The organism is Streptomyces sp. NPDC127108 (assembly GCF_042677545.1).
GTDB lineage: Bacteria > Actinomycetota > Actinomycetes > Streptomycetales > Streptomycetaceae > Streptomyces.
The window spans coordinates 85,937-100,998 of sequence record NZ_JBHXTE010000025.1; the positions used below are offsets into that span (position 1 = coordinate 85,937).

The following is a 15,062-nucleotide window of genomic DNA, read 5'->3' on the forward strand; positions in this document are numbered from 1 at the left end:
GTCCGGTTCACCGCACCGTCGCCGCGTACACCTCAAGGGCCGACCGCGGCGCCCGGCCGAGCAGCGCGCGCAGCTGGTTGTCCGTGACCGACGTGCCGTCCAGGAAGCCGCCCGCGATCGCCGAGTAGGTGCTCAGGAGCATCGGCACCTGGAAGGGCAGGGCGTCGCCGGACGCGGCGACGGCGTCGCGGGTCGCGGCGAGGGTGCCGGGTTCGTAGCGTCCTTCGACCGCCGCGGCCAGGTCGGCGCCGCCCAGGGCCTGTTCGCCGACGAGTTCGTAGGTGCGGCCCGCGTGCGGGGCCGGGTCGGTGGCGACGCGGACGGCGACGTCGGCGAGGTCCTCGCGGGCCACGGCGGCGAGGCGGCCGTCGCCGAGGGGCGCGGCGACGGTGCCGTCGGGGCCCGGGGCGGCGATCGCGGCGAGGAACTCCGCGTACAGGCCGTTGCGGAGGACCGTCCAGTTCAGCGTGGAGCGGCGCAGCCTGCGCTCGGTCCAGCGGTGGGCGAGGGCGTACGTGAGGTGGTCGCCGTCGCCGCTGAGGCTGGTGTAGACGAGGTGGCCGACGCCCGCCTTCTCGGCGGCGGAGATCACGGCCTCGTGGCGGGCGGCGACGATGTCGTCCTCGGCGGCACCGGCCGAGATGACGAGCAGGGTGTCGACGCCGGTGAAGTCCAGGGACGACGGGTCGTCGAAGTCGACGCGGCGCTGCCCGGGGGCCGGGGCGCGGGTGCCGATGACGACGTCGTCGCGGTGGGCGAGGCGGGCGGTGACGAGCCTGCCGAGTGCGCCGGTGGCGCCGGTGATCATGAGCATGGGTGTGTTCCCCCGTGGTTCTGGTTTCCTGGAGCGGGCGGTGGTGGTCACCGGGCCCGGGACCATCGTGATCGGCGGCGGACGCTCACGTAAGGAGGCACTTTGATGTCAGCAGGGCACACGGCGGTAACCACCCCGCAGGCCGCGGTGGTGGCGGGCGAGCCGGTGATCCAGTGCGAGACGCCGCAGGACGAGTGCGGCGTCCGGGACGTCCTGGACCGGCTCGGCGACAAGTGGTCGGTCTACGTAGTGGTCGAACTCGCCTCCGGAGTCCTGCGGTTCAAGGAGCTCCAGCGCCGTATCCACGGCGGCATCTCGCAGCGCATGCTCACCCTGACGGTGCGCCGCCTGGAGCGCGACGGCCTCGTGAAGCGCACCGTGCACCCCACGATCCCGCCGCAGGTCGAGTACGAGCTGACGGAGATGGGCCACAGCCTCACCCACCTCGTGAAGTCCCTCGCGGACTGGTCGATCGCCCACCGCCCGGCGATCGCGGAGGCGCGGGAGGAGTACGACGCGCGGTCCGCGGCCGACGCCTAGCGGCCCCCGGCGGGGCCCCGCCCTGCCTCGGGCCCGGCCCCTCATGCCCTGCCCGCCTCAGCCCCCGCCACCCTCCTCTTCTTCCTCTTCCTCCGCCGCTGGCGGCAGCACCCGGCACAGCGCCTCGATCGCCGCCGCGTACCCGTGCTCGGGCGGTGTCGCGTACCCGACCACCAGGCCGTCCGGCGCGTGCGCGGTCGCCGCCGGGTGCCGGTAGCCGGCCAGGCCCTCCAGGCCGACGCCCTGCCACGCGGCGGCCTTCACGGCGGACGCCTCCGCGCCGGGCGGCAGCCGCAGCACGGCGTGCAGCCCGGCTGCGATGCCGGTGACGGTGATGTGCGGGGCGCGTTCGGCGAGGGTGGTGACGAGGTGGTCGCGGCGGCGCCGGTAGCGCTGGCGCATGCGGCGGATGTGCCGGTCGTAGTGGCCCGAGTCGATGAGGTCGGCGAGGGTGAGCTGGTCGAGGACGCTCACCCAGGCCTCCCGCTCGCCCTTGGCGGCGACGACCGCGCCGACCAGATGCTCCGGAAGGACCATCCAGCCGATGCGCACGGCGGGCGACAGGCTCTTGCTCACCGACCCGACGTACACGACGCGTTCGGGGTCGAGGCCCTGGACGGCGCCGACGGGCTCCCGGTCGTAGCGGAACTCGCCGTCGTAGTCGTCCTCCAGGATCAGACCGCCGTGCGTGCGGGCCCAGTCGACGACGGCGCTGCGGCGCGCGGGGTGCAGCGGGCCGCCGGTGGGGAACTGGTGCGCGGGCGTGAGCAGCACCGCCCGCACGGGCCCCGGTACGTCCGCCAACTCCTCGATGCGGGCGCCGTGTTCGTCGAGGGTCAGGGGCCACGTACGGACGCGCGCCGCGTCCAGGATCGAGCGGTGGAAACCGAGTCCGTACGCCTCCACGGCGGCGGGTCCGCGCAGCACCGCGCCGCCCATGCCGCCCCCGGGCCCGCCGAACAGCAGCCGCAGCGCATGAGCGAAACCGGAGCACACCACGATCCGGTCAGGATCTGTCCGGGTCCCCCGCACCCGCGCCAGGTAGGAGGCCAGCGCCCGGCGCAGCTCGATCCGGCCCTGTGGATCGCCGGGCCCGAAGGCCTCGTTGGGCGCGGCGGTCAGCGCGCGGCGGGCGGCGGCGAGCCAGGCGGCGCGGGGGAAGGAACCGGCGTCCGGCTGGCCCTGGACGAGGTTGTGCGCGGGCTTCGCGGGGACGCTCGGCGAGCGCTTGGGCACCCGGACGCGGGGCGGGGGCGCGGTGCGCTCGGCCACACGGGTGCCCGAGCCCTGCCGGGCGGTCAGCCAGCCCTCGGCGACGAGTTCGGCGTAGGCGTCGGCGACGGTGTTGCGGGCGATGCCGAGGTCGGCGGCCAGGGAGCGGTACGGGGGCAGGCGGGTGCCGGGGGCGAGGCGTCCGTCCTGCACGGCGGCGCGCAGCGCGCGGATGAGCGCGGCTCTGCGGCTGCCGCCGCCGGACAGCTCCAGGTGCAGGTCACTGCCGATGCGCTCCGCCGAATTGACCCAGGATTCCGCCATGGAAATGCACCCTACCCGTGGTCTTTGACCGCCGTAGATTCATGGTCATGACGAACAACACGACGCACACTGTGTCCCACGAGCCCGTTGCCCGCATCGACTTCGCCAAGACCGCGCCGAAGGTCTTCAAGGCTGTCATCGGCCTGGACGCCGCCGCCCGCGCCGGACTCGACCCGGCCCTCGTCGAGCTGATCCAGATCCGCGCCTCGCACCTCAACGGCTGCGCGTACTGCCTGCACATGCACACCAACGACGCGCGCAAGGCGGGCGAGAGCGAGGACCGGCTGCACCTGGTCGCCGTCTGGCGCGAGGCCAGGAACTTCTACTCCGCCAAGGAGCAGGCCGCTCTCGCCCTGACGGACGCGGTCACTCTGGTCGCCGACGCCGGTGTCCCGGACGCCGCGTACGCCGAGGCGGCCGCGCACTTCGACGAGGCCGAGCTGGCCCAGGTGATCGCTCTGATCCTCGCGATCAACACGTGGAACCGGATCGCCCTCAGCACGGCGAAGGTGGCCGGGACGGACGAGCGCGAGGGCTCCTGAACGGTCAGGCCGTCCGAGCCGCGGGGGCGGAACCGTCCCCCGCGCGGTCCGCCCACCGCACCGCAGGCCCCATCGCGTACGACGCCACCAGAATCACCCCGCCGAGCAGTAGCCACCCCGGCGCCCCCCACTCCACCAGGAGCGTGGTGAGGATCAGGGGGCCGAGGGTGCGGGCGACGGTGACTCCGGTGCCGAAGAAGCCCTGGTACTCGCCGACGCGTCCGGTGGGTGCCAGGTCGAAGCCGAGCTGCCAGGAACCGGCGGACTGCAGCATCTCGGCGGCGAGCAGCACCACGGATGCGGCGACGAGCACCGAGGCGGCCGTCCACGGTCCGCCCGCGGCGGCCGAGAGGGCGAACACCGCGCACGCGGCCAGCATCAGCACGCCGGACCTGCGCACGGCCCGCACCGCCGTCGGGATCCCGGAGACCGACCGGGCCGCAGGCACCTGGAAGGCCATGACGCCAAGGGTGTTGAGGACGAACAGCGCCGAGACCAGCCACGCGGGGGCGTCCGTGCGCTCGGTGAGCCACAGCGGGATGCCGAGGCTGAGCAGCGGCATCCGCATCAGGAGCACGGTGTTGAGCAGCGTGACGAGCGCGTACGGCCGGTCCCTGAGCACCGCGAGCCGCTCGCCCGCCACCGCCGCCGTCGGCGCGACGGCGGGCAGCCGCCACAGCACCGCGGCGCACACCACGAACCCGGCGGCGTCCAGCGCGAACACCGAGAGGTACGCGGCCCGGCTGCCGAGGTGCAGCGCGATGCCGCCGAGCCCGGCGCCCACCGCGAGCCCCGCGTTCAGCGTGGACTGGAGGTGGGCGAGCAGCCCGGTGCGCTCCTCCTTGCTGACGAGCCCGGCGAGCAGCGCCTGGCGTGCCGCGGAGAGGCCCGACTGGGCGGTGGCGTACACGAGGGCGGCGGCCACGAACGGCACGAAGTCGCGGACGACGAGGAAGGACGCGACGGCGGCACCGGTCGCGAGGGCGAGGAGGACCGCCGTGCCGCGCGGCCCGCGCCGGTCGGCGAGCCGCCCGAGCGGCACCCCCACCACGGACCCGACGGCCCACGCGAGGGTGAGCCCGAGCCCGATCCGCGCAGGGGCGAGCCCGACGACGTGCGTGAAGTAGAGGGCGGACGTGACGTAGTACGCGCCGTCGCCCACGGAGTTGCTCAGCTGGGCGAGGGCAAGGAGCCGCAGGGGCCCGCGGGCGGGAAGGAGCCGGGGTGACGTCATGCCCCGAACATTAGGAAGCCACTGGACCCCTCAAGTGGTCCACTTTCCGCATCAGTTCATGGGCCAATTCGGCGCTTCCCCTGAGCAGCGAAAAGCGCCGGACGGGCTGGTTCCAGCCTGTCCGGCGCTTGAGGACGAGCGCGGAGCGCGATCTGCCGCGCCCACGCCCTGGGTCAGCTCTTCAGCTTGGCCATCCACAGCTCGACCTCGTCCGACCGTCGAGGCAGCGCAGCGGAAAGGTTCCGGTTGCCGTCCTCGGTGACGAGGATGTCGTCCTCGATGCGCACGCCGATGCCCCGGTACTCCTCGGGCACCGTCAGGTCGTCCGCCTGGAAGTACAGACCGGGCTCGACGGTCAGGCACATGCCGGGCTCGAGCGTGCCGTCCACGTAGGTCTCGGTGCGGGCGGCGGCGCAGTCGTGCACGTCCATGCCGAGCATGTGACCGGTGCCGTGCAGCGTCCAGCGGCGCTGCAGACCGAGCTCGAGGACGCGCTCGACGGGGCCCTCGACGAGGCCCCACTCGACCAGCTTCTCGGCGAGCACGCGCTGGGCGGCGTCGTGGAAGTCGCGGTACTTGCCACCCGGCTTGACCGCCGCGATGCCGGCCTCCTGGGCCTCGTACACGGCGTCGTAGATCTTCTTCTGCAGCGCGTCGAAGCGGCCGTTGATCGGCAGCGTGCGGGTGACGTCCGCGGTGTAGTACGTGTGCGTCTCCACGCCCGCGTCGAGCAGGAGCAGCTCGCCGGAGCGGACGGCGCCGTCGTTGCGCACCCAGTGCAGGGTGGTGGCGTGCGGGCCCGCGGCGCAGATGGAGCCGTAGCCGATGTCGTTGCCCTCGACGCGGGCGCGCAGGAAGAACGTGCCTTCGATGTAGCGCTCGGAGGTCGCCTCGGCCTTGTCGAGGACCTTCACGACGTCCTCGAAGCCGCGCACCGTGGAGTCCACGGCCTTCTGCAGCTCACGGACCTCGAACTCGTCCTTGACGAGGCGGGCCTCGGAGAGGAAGACGCGCAGCTCCTCGTCGCGCTCGGCGGTGACCTTGTCGGTCAGGGCCGCCTCGACCCCGGCGTCGAAGCCGCGGACGACGCGGACGGGCCCGGTGGCCTCGCGCAGCTTGCCGGTCAGCTCGCGGACGTCGGCGGCGGGGATGCCGTACAGCTTCCCGGCCTCGGTCAGGGAGTGGCGGCGGCCGACCCACAGCTCGCCCTGGCCGTCGAGCCAGAACTCGCCGTTCTCACGGTTGGAGCGCGGAAGCAGGTAGATCGTCGCGTCGTGGCCGCCGGTCCGCCTCGGCTCCATGACGAGGACGCCGTCCTCCGTCTGGTCGCCGGTGAGGTAGGCGTACTCGACGGAGGCGCGGAAGGCGTACTCCGTGTCGTTCGAGCGGGTCTTCAGGTTGCCCGCGGGGACGACCAGACGCTCGCCGGGGAAGCGCGCGGAGAGCGCGGCGCGGCGGGCGGCGGTGTGCCCGGCCTGCTCGATCGGCTCCAGGTCGCGCAGCTCGGTGTCGGCCCAGCCCGACTTCATGCTCTCGGCGAGCTCGTCGGAGACACCGGGGTAGAGGCCGTTCTTGCGCTGCTTGATCGGCTCTTCTTCGGTCTCCACCAGCTCTTCCGGGGTCTCCGGGTTGAGGGCGTCCGACACGGTCTGCCTCCTGATTGACGGCTCTGTACGACTCTGGACCCCCTCCATCGTACGGTCGTACGTAAGGAGGCCCAGGGGCGGAAGACCTGTCACCGCGAAGGCTCACGGGCCGTGCGCGCCGCGTCACTCGAAGCGTGCCGCGAGCAGCACCACGTCCTCCTCGCTCGCCGCCGCGGCCGGGCCGTCCAGGCCCTCCGGCAGGACCGTGCGCAGCACGTGGTCGGCGATCTCCCCGGGGTCGTCGCGGGCCGCCTTCGGCACGCTCGCGGCGGCCGCGTGCAGCCGCGCGAAAGCCCGGTCCATGGCGTCGCCGGTGCGCTGCAGAAGGCCGTCCGTATAGAGAAGCAGCGTTTCTCCTGGCTCCGGGCGGATGTCCACGCTGGGCGCCTCCCAGCAGGCGAGCATGCCGAGCGGAGCCGAGAGGGACGTCTCCACGAACTCCGTGCGCCGCTCCCCGACGATCAGCGGCGGGCTGTGCCCGGCCCCGGCGAGGACGATCTTGCGCAGGGCGGGCTCGCAGAACGCGAAGAGCGCCGTCGCCGACCGCGCGGGCTCGGTGAGGCGGAGCAGCAGCTCCAGGTCCGAAAGGACGGCGACGGGGTCCTCGCCCTCCATCACCGCGTACGCCCGCAAGGAGGCCCGCAGCCGTCCCATCGCGGCGACCGCGCTCGGCCCGGACCCGGTGACGGAGCCGACGGCGAGGCCGAGCGCCGCGTCCGGCAGGGGCAGCGCGTCGAACCAGTCGCCGCCGCCGCGCGGGCCGGTGCCGTGCCGGGCCGCGAGCTGCACTCCGGGGACGCGCGGGAGGCGCGGAGGCAGCAGTTCCGTGCGCAGGGTCGCGGTGGTGGAGCGGGCGCGGTCCAGTTCCACCAGGCGCGCCAGGTGCTCGGTGGCGTACTGGAGGTAGCGGCCGATGAGGTGCCGCTGCCGCTCGGCCGGTTCGGCGGGCTCGTCGTACAGCCAGACCACCGCGCCGACGCGGCCCGCCGTGTCGGTGAGCAGCGGCAGGGCGTAGCTCGCGGCGTACCCGAGGCGGACGGCGACCTCGCGGTGGCGGGGGTCGAGGGCCTCGTCGGCGAGGAGGTCGGGCTGCACGATCTCGGTGACGGGGGCCGCGGCGGGGGGCGCGGTCTTGGCGGTGGGCGCGGAATCCGGCACGCCGGGGATGGCACCGGCGGTGGCGTCGAGGAGGCGTCCGAACGAGGTGGCGGCGCGCGGCACCGTCTCCAGATGGCCGAGGTCGGCGCGGGCCAGGCCGAGGCCGACGGTGGTGGTGGGGCCGAGGCCGTCGGCGGGCTCCAGGACGACGAGGCCGCGGCGGGCGCCGACGAGGGCGGCTCCGGCGCGCAGGAGTTCGCCGAGTGCGCCGTCGAGTGCGGCCGTGCGGGACAGGCGTTCCGTGAGTTCGTGCAGCGTGGTGAGGTCGGAGACCCAGCCGGCCAGGCGGTCCTGGATCAGTGCTCCTGGGGCGCTCTGGGCGCCGGAGGCGGCAGGGGCTCCCTGGGCGCACGGGGCAGTGTGGGCCGGTGGCGGAACAGTGGAATCGATTCCGGCCACTTTCGGGAGGTGCGGGGCGTTCATGGCTGACGGCTTTCCGGCCAGCGTGTATTGCTCAATAGCATCGCAAACCCCCTGTCATTCTGCGCCGCTAGCAATGCCTCCACATCTACACGCAGTGGAGAGGGGATGTCCAGCATTGTCCTGCAGGGATTCCTGGTGTCCAGTGGGACGAGAGTGAATTCCGGGAACTAGCAGCGATCTTGAGAACTTGTCTGAAAACTGTTGCAGGGAACGGCATATTGCGGTCGACTGACATTGTTCGAAGGAGCGTCACAGCGGTTGCGATGGGTACGTACTCGGTGATGGCCAGGGGCAGTTGCGGGACGCCCGGAACCTGGTGGCCGACCCGGGCGTCTTAACCCACGGCGGCCGTGCCCCATCCTCCCGCGGCACGGGCGGCAAGAATTACGCGGGACGGCAAACGCCAGGCGCCGCCACCCCACGCCACGTCAACGCTCGGCCCATAGGGGAGCCCCATGCCGCAGGCTGGGGTGTGATGCGCCAGCTTGTACGCACCTGTACGCACTTGCATGCACCAGTACGCGCACCTCGTACGCACGTCGATAGTGATCCACACATGGTGTGATGTGGCCCGAAGTGTCCCTCTGCGTGTAACGGAAAGGAACGAGCGCTCATGCGCGAGATCCTCGGAAGGCGACGCAGGCTCCTGTCCTGGCGAATCGGTAGGAAGTCTGACCAGAGTCCCGCTCTGCTCGGCGCGGCCATCACCTTCGCGACCGAGTGGCGCTGGCCCGTACTGCCGGGCGTCGGCATCGACAGCCAGGTCAGGCGGGGTCTCGGCACCCTCGACACCGACGGCGACCGGCGGGGCGAGGCCGGCGACCGGCAGGGCGACACCCGCAAGAGGACCGGCAAGGGCACCAGAAAGAACGCACGCGGCACCGGCACGCCCACCCCGCGCGACACCGCCGCGCGCTGCGCCTGTCCCGACCCCGAGTGCGGCTTCCCCGGCGCCCATCCGCTGGACCCGGGCCTGCTCGCCGCGACGACCGACGAGCGCATGGTGCGCTGGTGGTGGACCAACCGCCCCGGCGCACCGGTGCTCCTCGCCACCGGCGGACGCGCCCCGTGCGCCGTGAGCCTGCCCGCGGTGGCCGGCGCGCGCGCCCTGGCCGCACTCGACGAAGCGGGCGTCAGGACCGGCCCGGTCGTGGCCACCCCGGCTCGCGTCTTCATCCTCGTCGCGCCGTACTCGATGGAGCAGTTGGGCGCTCTCCTGTACGCCAAGGACTGGGTCCCGGGCTCGCTGCGGTTCCACGGCGACGGCGGGTACGTGGCGCTGCCGCCGTCCGAGACGGGCCAGGGCCAGGTCCGCTGGGAGCAGGCGCCGCTGCCCGGCTCGTCCGCGCCCTGGGTGCCCGACGTCGAGGCCGTGGTCGACGCGGTGGTGGACGCGCTCACTCGTACGGGTGTGAGCGCCCCCGAGTTGTAGGGCGTCGGGCGCGCGGTGAACGCTCCGCGTGCCCATCGTCGTTATCTTCGGGCCATGCACCCGCGCCCGGCCGTGAACCCCCGCCTGCTCGCGCTCCTGGGAGTCGTGGCCGTCGCGGTGCTCGTGCCGCTCGCCGGCGCCTCCGCGGGACCCGTGCTCCACGACGACGCGAAGCGCCCCGCCGGGGCGCTGCCCGCCGGGCAGTCGCCCCGGGAGCCTGCCGACCCCGCGTCCCGGCCGTCGTCCCCGCGCTCCTCCCCGCCGTCGTCCCGGCCGCAGGACAAGCCCGGTGACCGGGCCGCTCCCGCGCGCCCCGCGCCCGACGCGGCGCCCCCGCGCGAGACCACCGCCCGGTGCGGTCCCGAACTCTCGTCGCCCCACGGCGTGGAGGCCCAGACCTGCGTCCTGTCCCAGGCCGACGACACCTGGGCGCGTACCTACTACCGCAACGCCACGGGTGAGGCACTGAAGGCCGTTCTGAGCGTCATGGGGCCGAAGGGACGCACCGTGCAGATGCACTGCGCGGTGGGCGCCGACGACGAGCCTGCGGCGTGCGAGACGCCCCGTGAGCGCACGGCGGGAACGGCGGCGCGGTACACGGCGGTGGCGGAGTTCGCCCGTGCGGACGGAGCTGCGCTGCTGCTGCGCTCCGGCAGCAACTGAGCGATGTCCCGGTGCAGTTGGGACGGTCGTTCACCGCTGAACGGACACCGGGTGTGCACCGGGCACAGAAACGCCCGGTTGCTGGCGACGGGGGATGCACCAGCAACCGGGCTACCTGAACGGTAACAAGAGATCGGCGCTTGGCAAATTCGATCTCAGTTATCCGGACAGGGATTTACCTGTGTCCAAGGGGAGTTGTGACGGGAGTCACGCATTCCGTTCCGACTGACTGGTGGGTCAGTGCGGACCGGTCGCGCACCACGGCGTCCGAGGCCCCGGTAGGTCAGCTGAGAGTGACCTGCCGGTTGGTGAGGCCGCCGCGCGCCCTCCGCTCTTCCGGGGTCAGCGGCTCCGTCGCCGCGAGCGCCGTCGCGAGGCGCGACGCGAACTCGGCGGCGGGCTGCTCGATGTCGCCGGCCCCCATTCCGCTCGGCAGGTCCCACACCGGCACCGTCAGACCGTGCGCGCGGAAGGAGCCGACAAGGCGGGTGCCCTCGCCGAGGCTCGACGCACCGGCCGCGTGCAGCCGGGCGAGCGCGTCGAGGAGCTGCTCCTCGGGGTGCGGCATGACCCAGCGCAGGTGGTTCTTCTCCGGCGTCTCGCACCAGTAGGCGGCGTCCACGCCGGAGAGCTTGACCGTCGGGATGGCGGCGGCGTTCGCCCGCTCCAGGGACGCCGACACCTCCGGAGTGGCGTTCTCCGCGTCCGGCACCCAGAACTCGAAGCCCGGGTGCACGACCGGCTCGAAGGCGCTCTTCTCGTCGATGAGCTCCTGCAGGCGGGGACCGTCGCCGGATACCGCGCGGCGGCCGGGGACCGGCTGGCCGGGCTCGGTGGTGAGGGCGCGCTGGAGGGTGTCGGCGAGGTCGCGGCTGATGTCGCCGGAGGAGGTGTCGTTCTGCAGGCCGAGCAGCACCGAGCCGTCGTCGCGGCGCAGCGCGGGCCAGGCCATCGGCAGGACGGTCGCGAGGGTCACGGAGGGCACGCCCTCGGGCAGGCCGTCCTTCAGGGTGAGCTCGACGGTCGCGGCGGGCACCAGCTCGCGCAGGGCCACCCAGTCGCACTCGCCGGGCAGGCCGTCGAAGGGGCGCTGCACCAGCTCGGTCACGGCGTGCGCGGCGGCCCGGCCGTGGCAGGCCTTGTACCGGCGGCCCGAACCGCAGGGGCAGGGTTCCCGGGCGCCGACGACCGGAACCTCGTGGTCCTTGAGCTGCGGCTGCTTGCCCTTGCTGCCCTGGTTGCCCTTGGTCTGCGGGCGCTTCTTGGCCATCGTGGGTGTCTCCCGGTTACGGCTCGCTTGCGTACGGGCGCGAGCCTAGCCGTTCGCCGTCGGGTGCCCGGGGGACCGGGTGCGCGCCGGGAGCGGCTCGGGAGGGCGGGCGCGGCCCGCTGGTCCCCGTCGGTCCACGGCGTCAGTCCACGTCGTCGAAGGGGTCCGCGAAGCCGAGGTCGGATATCGCGGCCGCCGACGGCGCGGCGACGCGCGTAGCGAAGTCCTCGTGGTCGTGCCCGGACTGCACCAGGGCCCAGACGGTGACCTCACCGCGGGTGTCGTCGCGGACTCCCCAGGCCTCGGCGAGGGCGGTGATGATGTTGAGACCGCGGCCGCCGTGGGCCGTGACCGAAGGAGTGGCCGGAATCGGGCGGGTCGGGCCGCCGCCGTCCGTCACCTCGACCGTGAGCCGGCCGGTCTTCTCGACGCGCCACGCCGCGCGCACGTCTCCGTCGTCGCCGTCCCCGTTGAGCCCCTCGCCCAGCGGCCTGCCGTGCCGGCAGGCGTTGCTGAGGAGTTCGGAAAGGATCAGTACGGCATCGTCGATGACCGACTCCGACACCCCGCTGCCGCGCAGTTGATCGCGCATCCGGTGTCTGGCTTCTCCCACGCCCGCAGGACCATGGGGTACGGCCATGCTCGACGACGTGGGCACCTCCTGTGCCACCACAAACGCCACCCCCGAGACCTCCTTTGCCCCACGCCACGGTGTGAATGCCCCAATGGACTGGACCGGAAACCGGCCAACACCGCGATGGTGACGCACTCGACACGGTCGAATACGCACCGAACGCGCCGGTGCACTCCCCGTAATGGGCGTCAGGCGCGGCCGAGTTGGGACAGCACCTGCTTCGGGCGGTTGGTGATGATCGCGTCCACGCCGAGCCGGGCGCACAGCTCGACGTCCGCGGGCTCGTTCACGGTCCACACGTGCACCTGGTGCCCGGCCCGCTTGAGCTTGGCGACGTACCCGGGGTGGTTGCGTACGATCCGGATCCCCGGGCCCGCGATCCGTACGCCCTGAGGGAGCCGGCCGTCGCGGTGGCGGGGCGAGACGAACTGCATCAGATAGACGGTCGGCAGCGTCGGGGACGCGGCACGCACGCGGTGCAGCGAACGCGCCGAGAAACTCATGACGCGGACGGGCGAGGGGCCGTCGGCGGGCGGCGCGTCGAGGCCGAAGCGCTTCAGGAGGTGCAGCAGCCGCTCCTCGACCTGGCCCGCCCAGCGGGTGGGGTGCTTGGTCTCGATGGCGAGCTGGACGCGGCGCCCCGAGGCATTGTTTTCGGCCACCAGCTCAAGGAGCCGTTCCAGGGTGAGCACGGAGGTGTTCCTGGAGTCGGAGGGGTCCTTCCCCTCGTCCCAGTCGGGTCCCTCGCCGTCCCCGGGGTCGCCGCCGTTCTTCCAGGAGCCGAAGTCGAGGGCGGCGAGGTCGGCGAGCTCCAGGGCGGAGACGGCGCCGCGGCCGTTCGAGGTGCGGTTGACGCGGCGGTCGTGCACACAGACGAGATGGCCGTCCGCGGTGAGCCGTACGTCGCATTCAAGGGCGTCGGCGCCGTCCTCGACCGCCTTCTCGTACGCGGCCAGGGTGTGCTCCGGGGCGTCCTCGGAGGCTCCGCGGTGGGCGACGACCTGGATGTGGGGCTGTCGTGCGTGGGTCACCGCGTCATCGTGCCATCGCCGACCGGTTGCGCCTTCCGTATGGGTTGGTTTCGCCCGCCGTGAACGCACAGCATCGGCTTATGGTGCCCTGACAGCCCATGGGAAAAGCTGACTGCAGACAAAAGTGAACCGAAACGATCGTCTGCTGCTCTCAGGCCGTGACCGAGTAACGACAGCGTGGACCGAGGAGAAGAAGCTGTGAGCACCGAGAACGAGGGCACTGAGGTACCCCCGGCCCCGTCCGCACCTCCCGTGCCGGTGGACACTCCCGCTGCTTCCGCCCCCGAAACCCCGGCGCCGGCGCCGACGCCACCCGCGGACCAGACCGCCGCGTCCGGGCCCGCCACGTCCGGGCCCGCCACGTCCGGGCCCACCCCGTCCGGACCCGCCCCGTCCGGGCCCGCCCCTGCGGAGGCTCCCGCGAGCACCCCGCCCCCGTCGGCTCCGGCGCCCGAGCCCACCCCGGCGCCGAGCGTCCCCGATCCGTACGCGCACACGGCCGGGCATGTGGGTGCGGGCCAGACGGGCGCCGGTCAACCGGCGGCCGGGTACACCCAGGCGGGTCAGCCCGCCGCGGGGTACGGCCAGCAGCCCGCCCCCGTCGCGTCCGCCGCGTCGCCCTCCGGCGCGTGGCCGCCGCCCCCGCCCCCGGCCGTGCCGTCGTACGCACAGGACGGCGCCGGATCCGGTGGCTCGGGCTGGGGCGCGTCCTGGACGGCGGAGCAGCCGGCCGCGCCGAAGCCGGGTGCCCGGCGTGGCGGCCTGGTCGCGGCGGTGCTCGCGGCGGCGCTGATCGCGGGCGGAGTCGGCGGCGGCCTCGGCTTCTGGGCGGCGGACCGCAACGACGACGACAGCACGGACTCGACGACGGTCTCCGCGTCGGACAGCCCCGCCGACCTCAAGCGGGAGCCCGGCTCGGTGGCGGGCATCGCGAACAAGGCGCTGCCGAGCGTCGTCACCATCGAGGCCCAGAGCGGCAGCGGCGAGGGCGGCACGGGCACGGGCTTCGTGTACGACAAGCAGGGCCACATCCTCACCAACAACCACGTGGTGGCGTCCGCGGCCGAGGGCGGCAAGCTGTCGGCGACGTTCTCGAACGGCAAGAAGTTCGACGCCGAGGTCGTCGGCCGCGCCCAGGGCTACGACGTCGCGGTCATCAAGCTGAAGAACAAGCCCTCGGACCTCACCCCGCTGCCGCTCGCCGACTCCGAGAAGGTGGCCGTCGGCGACTCCACGATCGCCATCGGCGCCCCCTTCGGCCTGTCGAACACGGTCACGACCGGCATCGTCAGCGCGAAGAACCGCCCGGTGACCTCCAGCGACGGCGGCAGCAGCAAGAGTTCGTACATGAGCGCGCTGCAGACCGACGCGTCCATCAACCCGGGCAACTCCGGCGGCCCGCTCCTGGACGCCCGCGGCGCGGTCATCGGCATCAACTCCGCGATCAAGCCCGCCGACAGCGGCGGCATGGGCGGCGGCGGCCAGTCCGGCTCGATCGGCCTGGGCTTCGCGATCCCGGTCAACCAGGCGAAGAACGTGGCGCAGCAGCTGATCAAGACGGGCGAGGCGACGTACCCCGTGATCGGCGCGTCGGTCTCCCTGGCGAACACCTCGGACGGCGCGGTCATCTCCGACCGGGCCGCCGGCAACTCCGGCGCCGCGGTGGAGCCGGGCGGCCCGGCGGCCAAGGCGGGCCTCAAGTCCGGCGACGTCATCAAGAAGCTGGACGACACGGTCATCGACAGCGGCCCGACCCTCATCGGTCAGATCTGGACCCACCGCCCCGGCGACACCGTCAAGATCACCTACGAGCGCGACGGCAAGGAGCGCACCGCCGACGTGGTCCTGGGCGCACGCAAGGGCGACAGCTGACCCGCTACTCTTGACCCCGCGCCACCGGCCGAACACCGGCCACCGGCGCGGGGTGGGTTGCCCGAGCGGCCTAAGGGAACGGTCTTGAAAACCGTCGTGGCAGCGATGTCACCGTGGGTTCAAATCCCACACCCACCGCAGAATCCGGCCGCGAGGCCTGGCGAGGCGGGGGGGGGGGGGGGGTAGGGGGTCACCCCCCCCAAATGGGCCCCCCAGTCCCCAATTTCAAAAATTCGTGCCAAGCCCCGGGGTGAGACAAAAAAAAAT

At 73.0% G+C, this 15,062-nt stretch carries 13 protein-coding genes and 1 tRNA gene; 6 read left to right on the plus strand and 8 right to left on the minus strand.

The features are described 5' to 3' along the window. Positions 1-7: 7 nt before the first annotated feature. Complete coding sequence (locus tag ACFVHO_RS22180) at positions 8-814, minus strand: NAD(P)H-binding protein (RefSeq protein WP_385717138.1); 807 nt, start codon at positions 812-814, stop codon at positions 8-10. A 105-nt stretch (positions 815-919) separates the two neighbouring features. Here ACFVHO_RS22180 and ACFVHO_RS22185 point away from each other — a divergent pair, with 105 nt between their 5' ends. Then, positions 920-1,354 carry a winged helix-turn-helix transcriptional regulator gene (locus ACFVHO_RS22185; RefSeq protein ID WP_385717140.1) on the plus strand — a complete coding sequence of 145 codons (435 nt, stop codon included), beginning with the start codon at positions 920-922 and terminating at the stop codon, positions 1,352-1,354. Between the two features lie 57 nt (positions 1,355-1,411). Here the strand turns inward: ACFVHO_RS22185 and ACFVHO_RS22190 are convergent, their stop codons facing one another. Continuing rightward, positions 1,412-2,890, minus strand: coding sequence for a PLP-dependent aminotransferase family protein (locus ACFVHO_RS22190; RefSeq protein WP_385717143.1), 1,479 nt, complete (start codon positions 2,888-2,890; stop codon positions 1,412-1,414). 41 nt (positions 2,891-2,931) lie between these two features. Between ACFVHO_RS22190 and ACFVHO_RS22195 the strand changes: the two genes are divergently transcribed. Next, on the plus strand, positions 2,932-3,432 hold the full coding sequence (locus ACFVHO_RS22195) for a carboxymuconolactone decarboxylase family protein (RefSeq protein ID WP_385717146.1): 501 nt from the start codon (positions 2,932-2,934) through the stop codon (positions 3,430-3,432). Positions 3,433-3,436: 4 nt separating this feature from the next. Here ACFVHO_RS22195 and ACFVHO_RS22200 read toward each other — a convergent pair whose 3' ends face one another. From ACFVHO_RS22200 to ACFVHO_RS22210, 3 genes are all read right to left on the minus strand, one after another. Then, complete coding sequence (locus tag ACFVHO_RS22200; RefSeq protein ID WP_385717149.1) at positions 3,437-4,666, minus strand: MFS transporter; 1,230 nt, start codon at positions 4,664-4,666, stop codon at positions 3,437-3,439. Between the two features lie 173 nt (positions 4,667-4,839). Further along, positions 4,840-6,360 (minus strand): aminopeptidase P family protein, encoded by a 1,521-nt coding sequence (locus tag ACFVHO_RS22205; RefSeq protein WP_385717152.1) that lies wholly within the window; start codon positions 6,358-6,360, stop codon positions 4,840-4,842. Positions 6,361-6,435: 75 nt separating this feature from the next. Then, complete coding sequence (locus ACFVHO_RS22210; protein WP_385717157.1) at positions 6,436-7,893, minus strand: PP2C family protein-serine/threonine phosphatase; 1,458 nt, start codon at positions 7,891-7,893, stop codon at positions 6,436-6,438. 613 nt (positions 7,894-8,506) lie between these two features. Here ACFVHO_RS22210 and ACFVHO_RS22215 point away from each other — a divergent pair. Together ACFVHO_RS22215 and ACFVHO_RS22220 are read left to right on the plus strand one after the other, a co-directional pair. Next, positions 8,507-9,325 carry a bifunctional DNA primase/polymerase gene (locus tag ACFVHO_RS22215; RefSeq protein WP_385717160.1) on the plus strand — a complete coding sequence of 273 codons (819 nt, stop codon included), beginning with the start codon at positions 8,507-8,509 and terminating at the stop codon, positions 9,323-9,325. A gap of 54 nt (positions 9,326-9,379) precedes the next feature. Next, complete coding sequence (locus tag ACFVHO_RS22220) at positions 9,380-9,988, plus strand: hypothetical protein (RefSeq protein WP_385717163.1); 609 nt, start codon at positions 9,380-9,382, stop codon at positions 9,986-9,988. Positions 9,989-10,271: 283 nt separating this feature from the next. On the opposite strand, the gene ACFVHO_RS22225 is transcribed toward ACFVHO_RS22220, so the two are convergent. From ACFVHO_RS22225 to ACFVHO_RS22235, 3 genes are all read right to left on the minus strand, one after another. Next, positions 10,272-11,258 (minus strand): DUF5926 family protein, encoded by a 987-nt coding sequence (locus tag ACFVHO_RS22225; RefSeq protein ID WP_385717166.1) that lies wholly within the window; start codon positions 11,256-11,258, stop codon positions 10,272-10,274. A 142-nt stretch (positions 11,259-11,400) separates the two neighbouring features. Further along, a complete protein-coding gene (locus tag ACFVHO_RS22230; protein ID WP_385717169.1) occupies positions 11,401-12,027 on the minus strand; it encodes an ATP-binding protein in 627 nt (208 codons plus the stop codon). A gap of 53 nt (positions 12,028-12,080) precedes the next feature. After that, a complete protein-coding gene (locus ACFVHO_RS22235) occupies positions 12,081-12,923 on the minus strand; it encodes a glycerophosphodiester phosphodiesterase (RefSeq protein WP_385717172.1) in 843 nt (280 codons plus the stop codon). Positions 12,924-13,121: 198 nt separating this feature from the next. On the opposite strand from ACFVHO_RS22235, the gene ACFVHO_RS22240 reads away from it, so the two are divergent. After that, positions 13,122-14,795, plus strand: coding sequence for a S1C family serine protease (locus ACFVHO_RS22240; RefSeq protein ID WP_385717175.1), 1,674 nt, complete (start codon positions 13,122-13,124; stop codon positions 14,793-14,795). Positions 14,796-14,846: 51 nt separating this feature from the next. After that, positions 14,847-14,933, plus strand: a tRNA-Ser gene (locus ACFVHO_RS22245). The last annotated feature ends 129 nt before the right edge of the window (positions 14,934-15,062 follow it).

Excerpts from the sequence above, each read along its gene's own strand:
- ACFVHO_RS22220 (WP_385717163.1), top strand. The coding sequence starts at position 9,380 with ATGCACCCGCGCCCGGCCGTGAACCCCCGCCTGCTCGCGCTCCTGGGA.
- ACFVHO_RS22190 (WP_385717143.1), bottom strand. The coding sequence starts at position 2,890 with ATGGCGGAATCCTGGGTCAATTCGGCGGAGCGCATCGGCAGTGACCTG.
- ACFVHO_RS22210 (WP_385717157.1), bottom strand. The coding sequence starts at position 7,893 with ATGAACGCCCCGCACCTCCCGAAAGTGGCCGGAATCGATTCCACTGTT.
- ACFVHO_RS22200 (WP_385717149.1), bottom strand. The coding sequence starts at position 4,666 with ATGACGTCACCCCGGCTCCTTCCCGCCCGCGGGCCCCTGCGGCTCCTT.
- ACFVHO_RS22180 (WP_385717138.1), bottom strand. The coding sequence starts at position 814 with ATGCTCATGATCACCGGCGCCACCGGCGCACTCGGCAGGCTCGTCACC.
- ACFVHO_RS22205 (WP_385717152.1), bottom strand. The coding sequence starts at position 6,360 with ATGGAGGGGGTCCAGAGTCGTACAGAGCCGTCAATCAGGAGGCAGACC.
- ACFVHO_RS22215 (WP_385717160.1), top strand. The coding sequence starts at position 8,507 with ATGCGCGAGATCCTCGGAAGGCGACGCAGGCTCCTGTCCTGGCGAATC.
- ACFVHO_RS22195 (WP_385717146.1), top strand. The coding sequence starts at position 2,932 with ATGGTCATGACGAACAACACGACGCACACTGTGTCCCACGAGCCCGTT.
- ACFVHO_RS22185 (WP_385717140.1), top strand. The coding sequence starts at position 920 with ATGTCAGCAGGGCACACGGCGGTAACCACCCCGCAGGCCGCGGTGGTG.
- ACFVHO_RS22225 (WP_385717166.1), bottom strand. The coding sequence starts at position 11,258 with ATGGCCAAGAAGCGCCCGCAGACCAAGGGCAACCAGGGCAGCAAGGGC.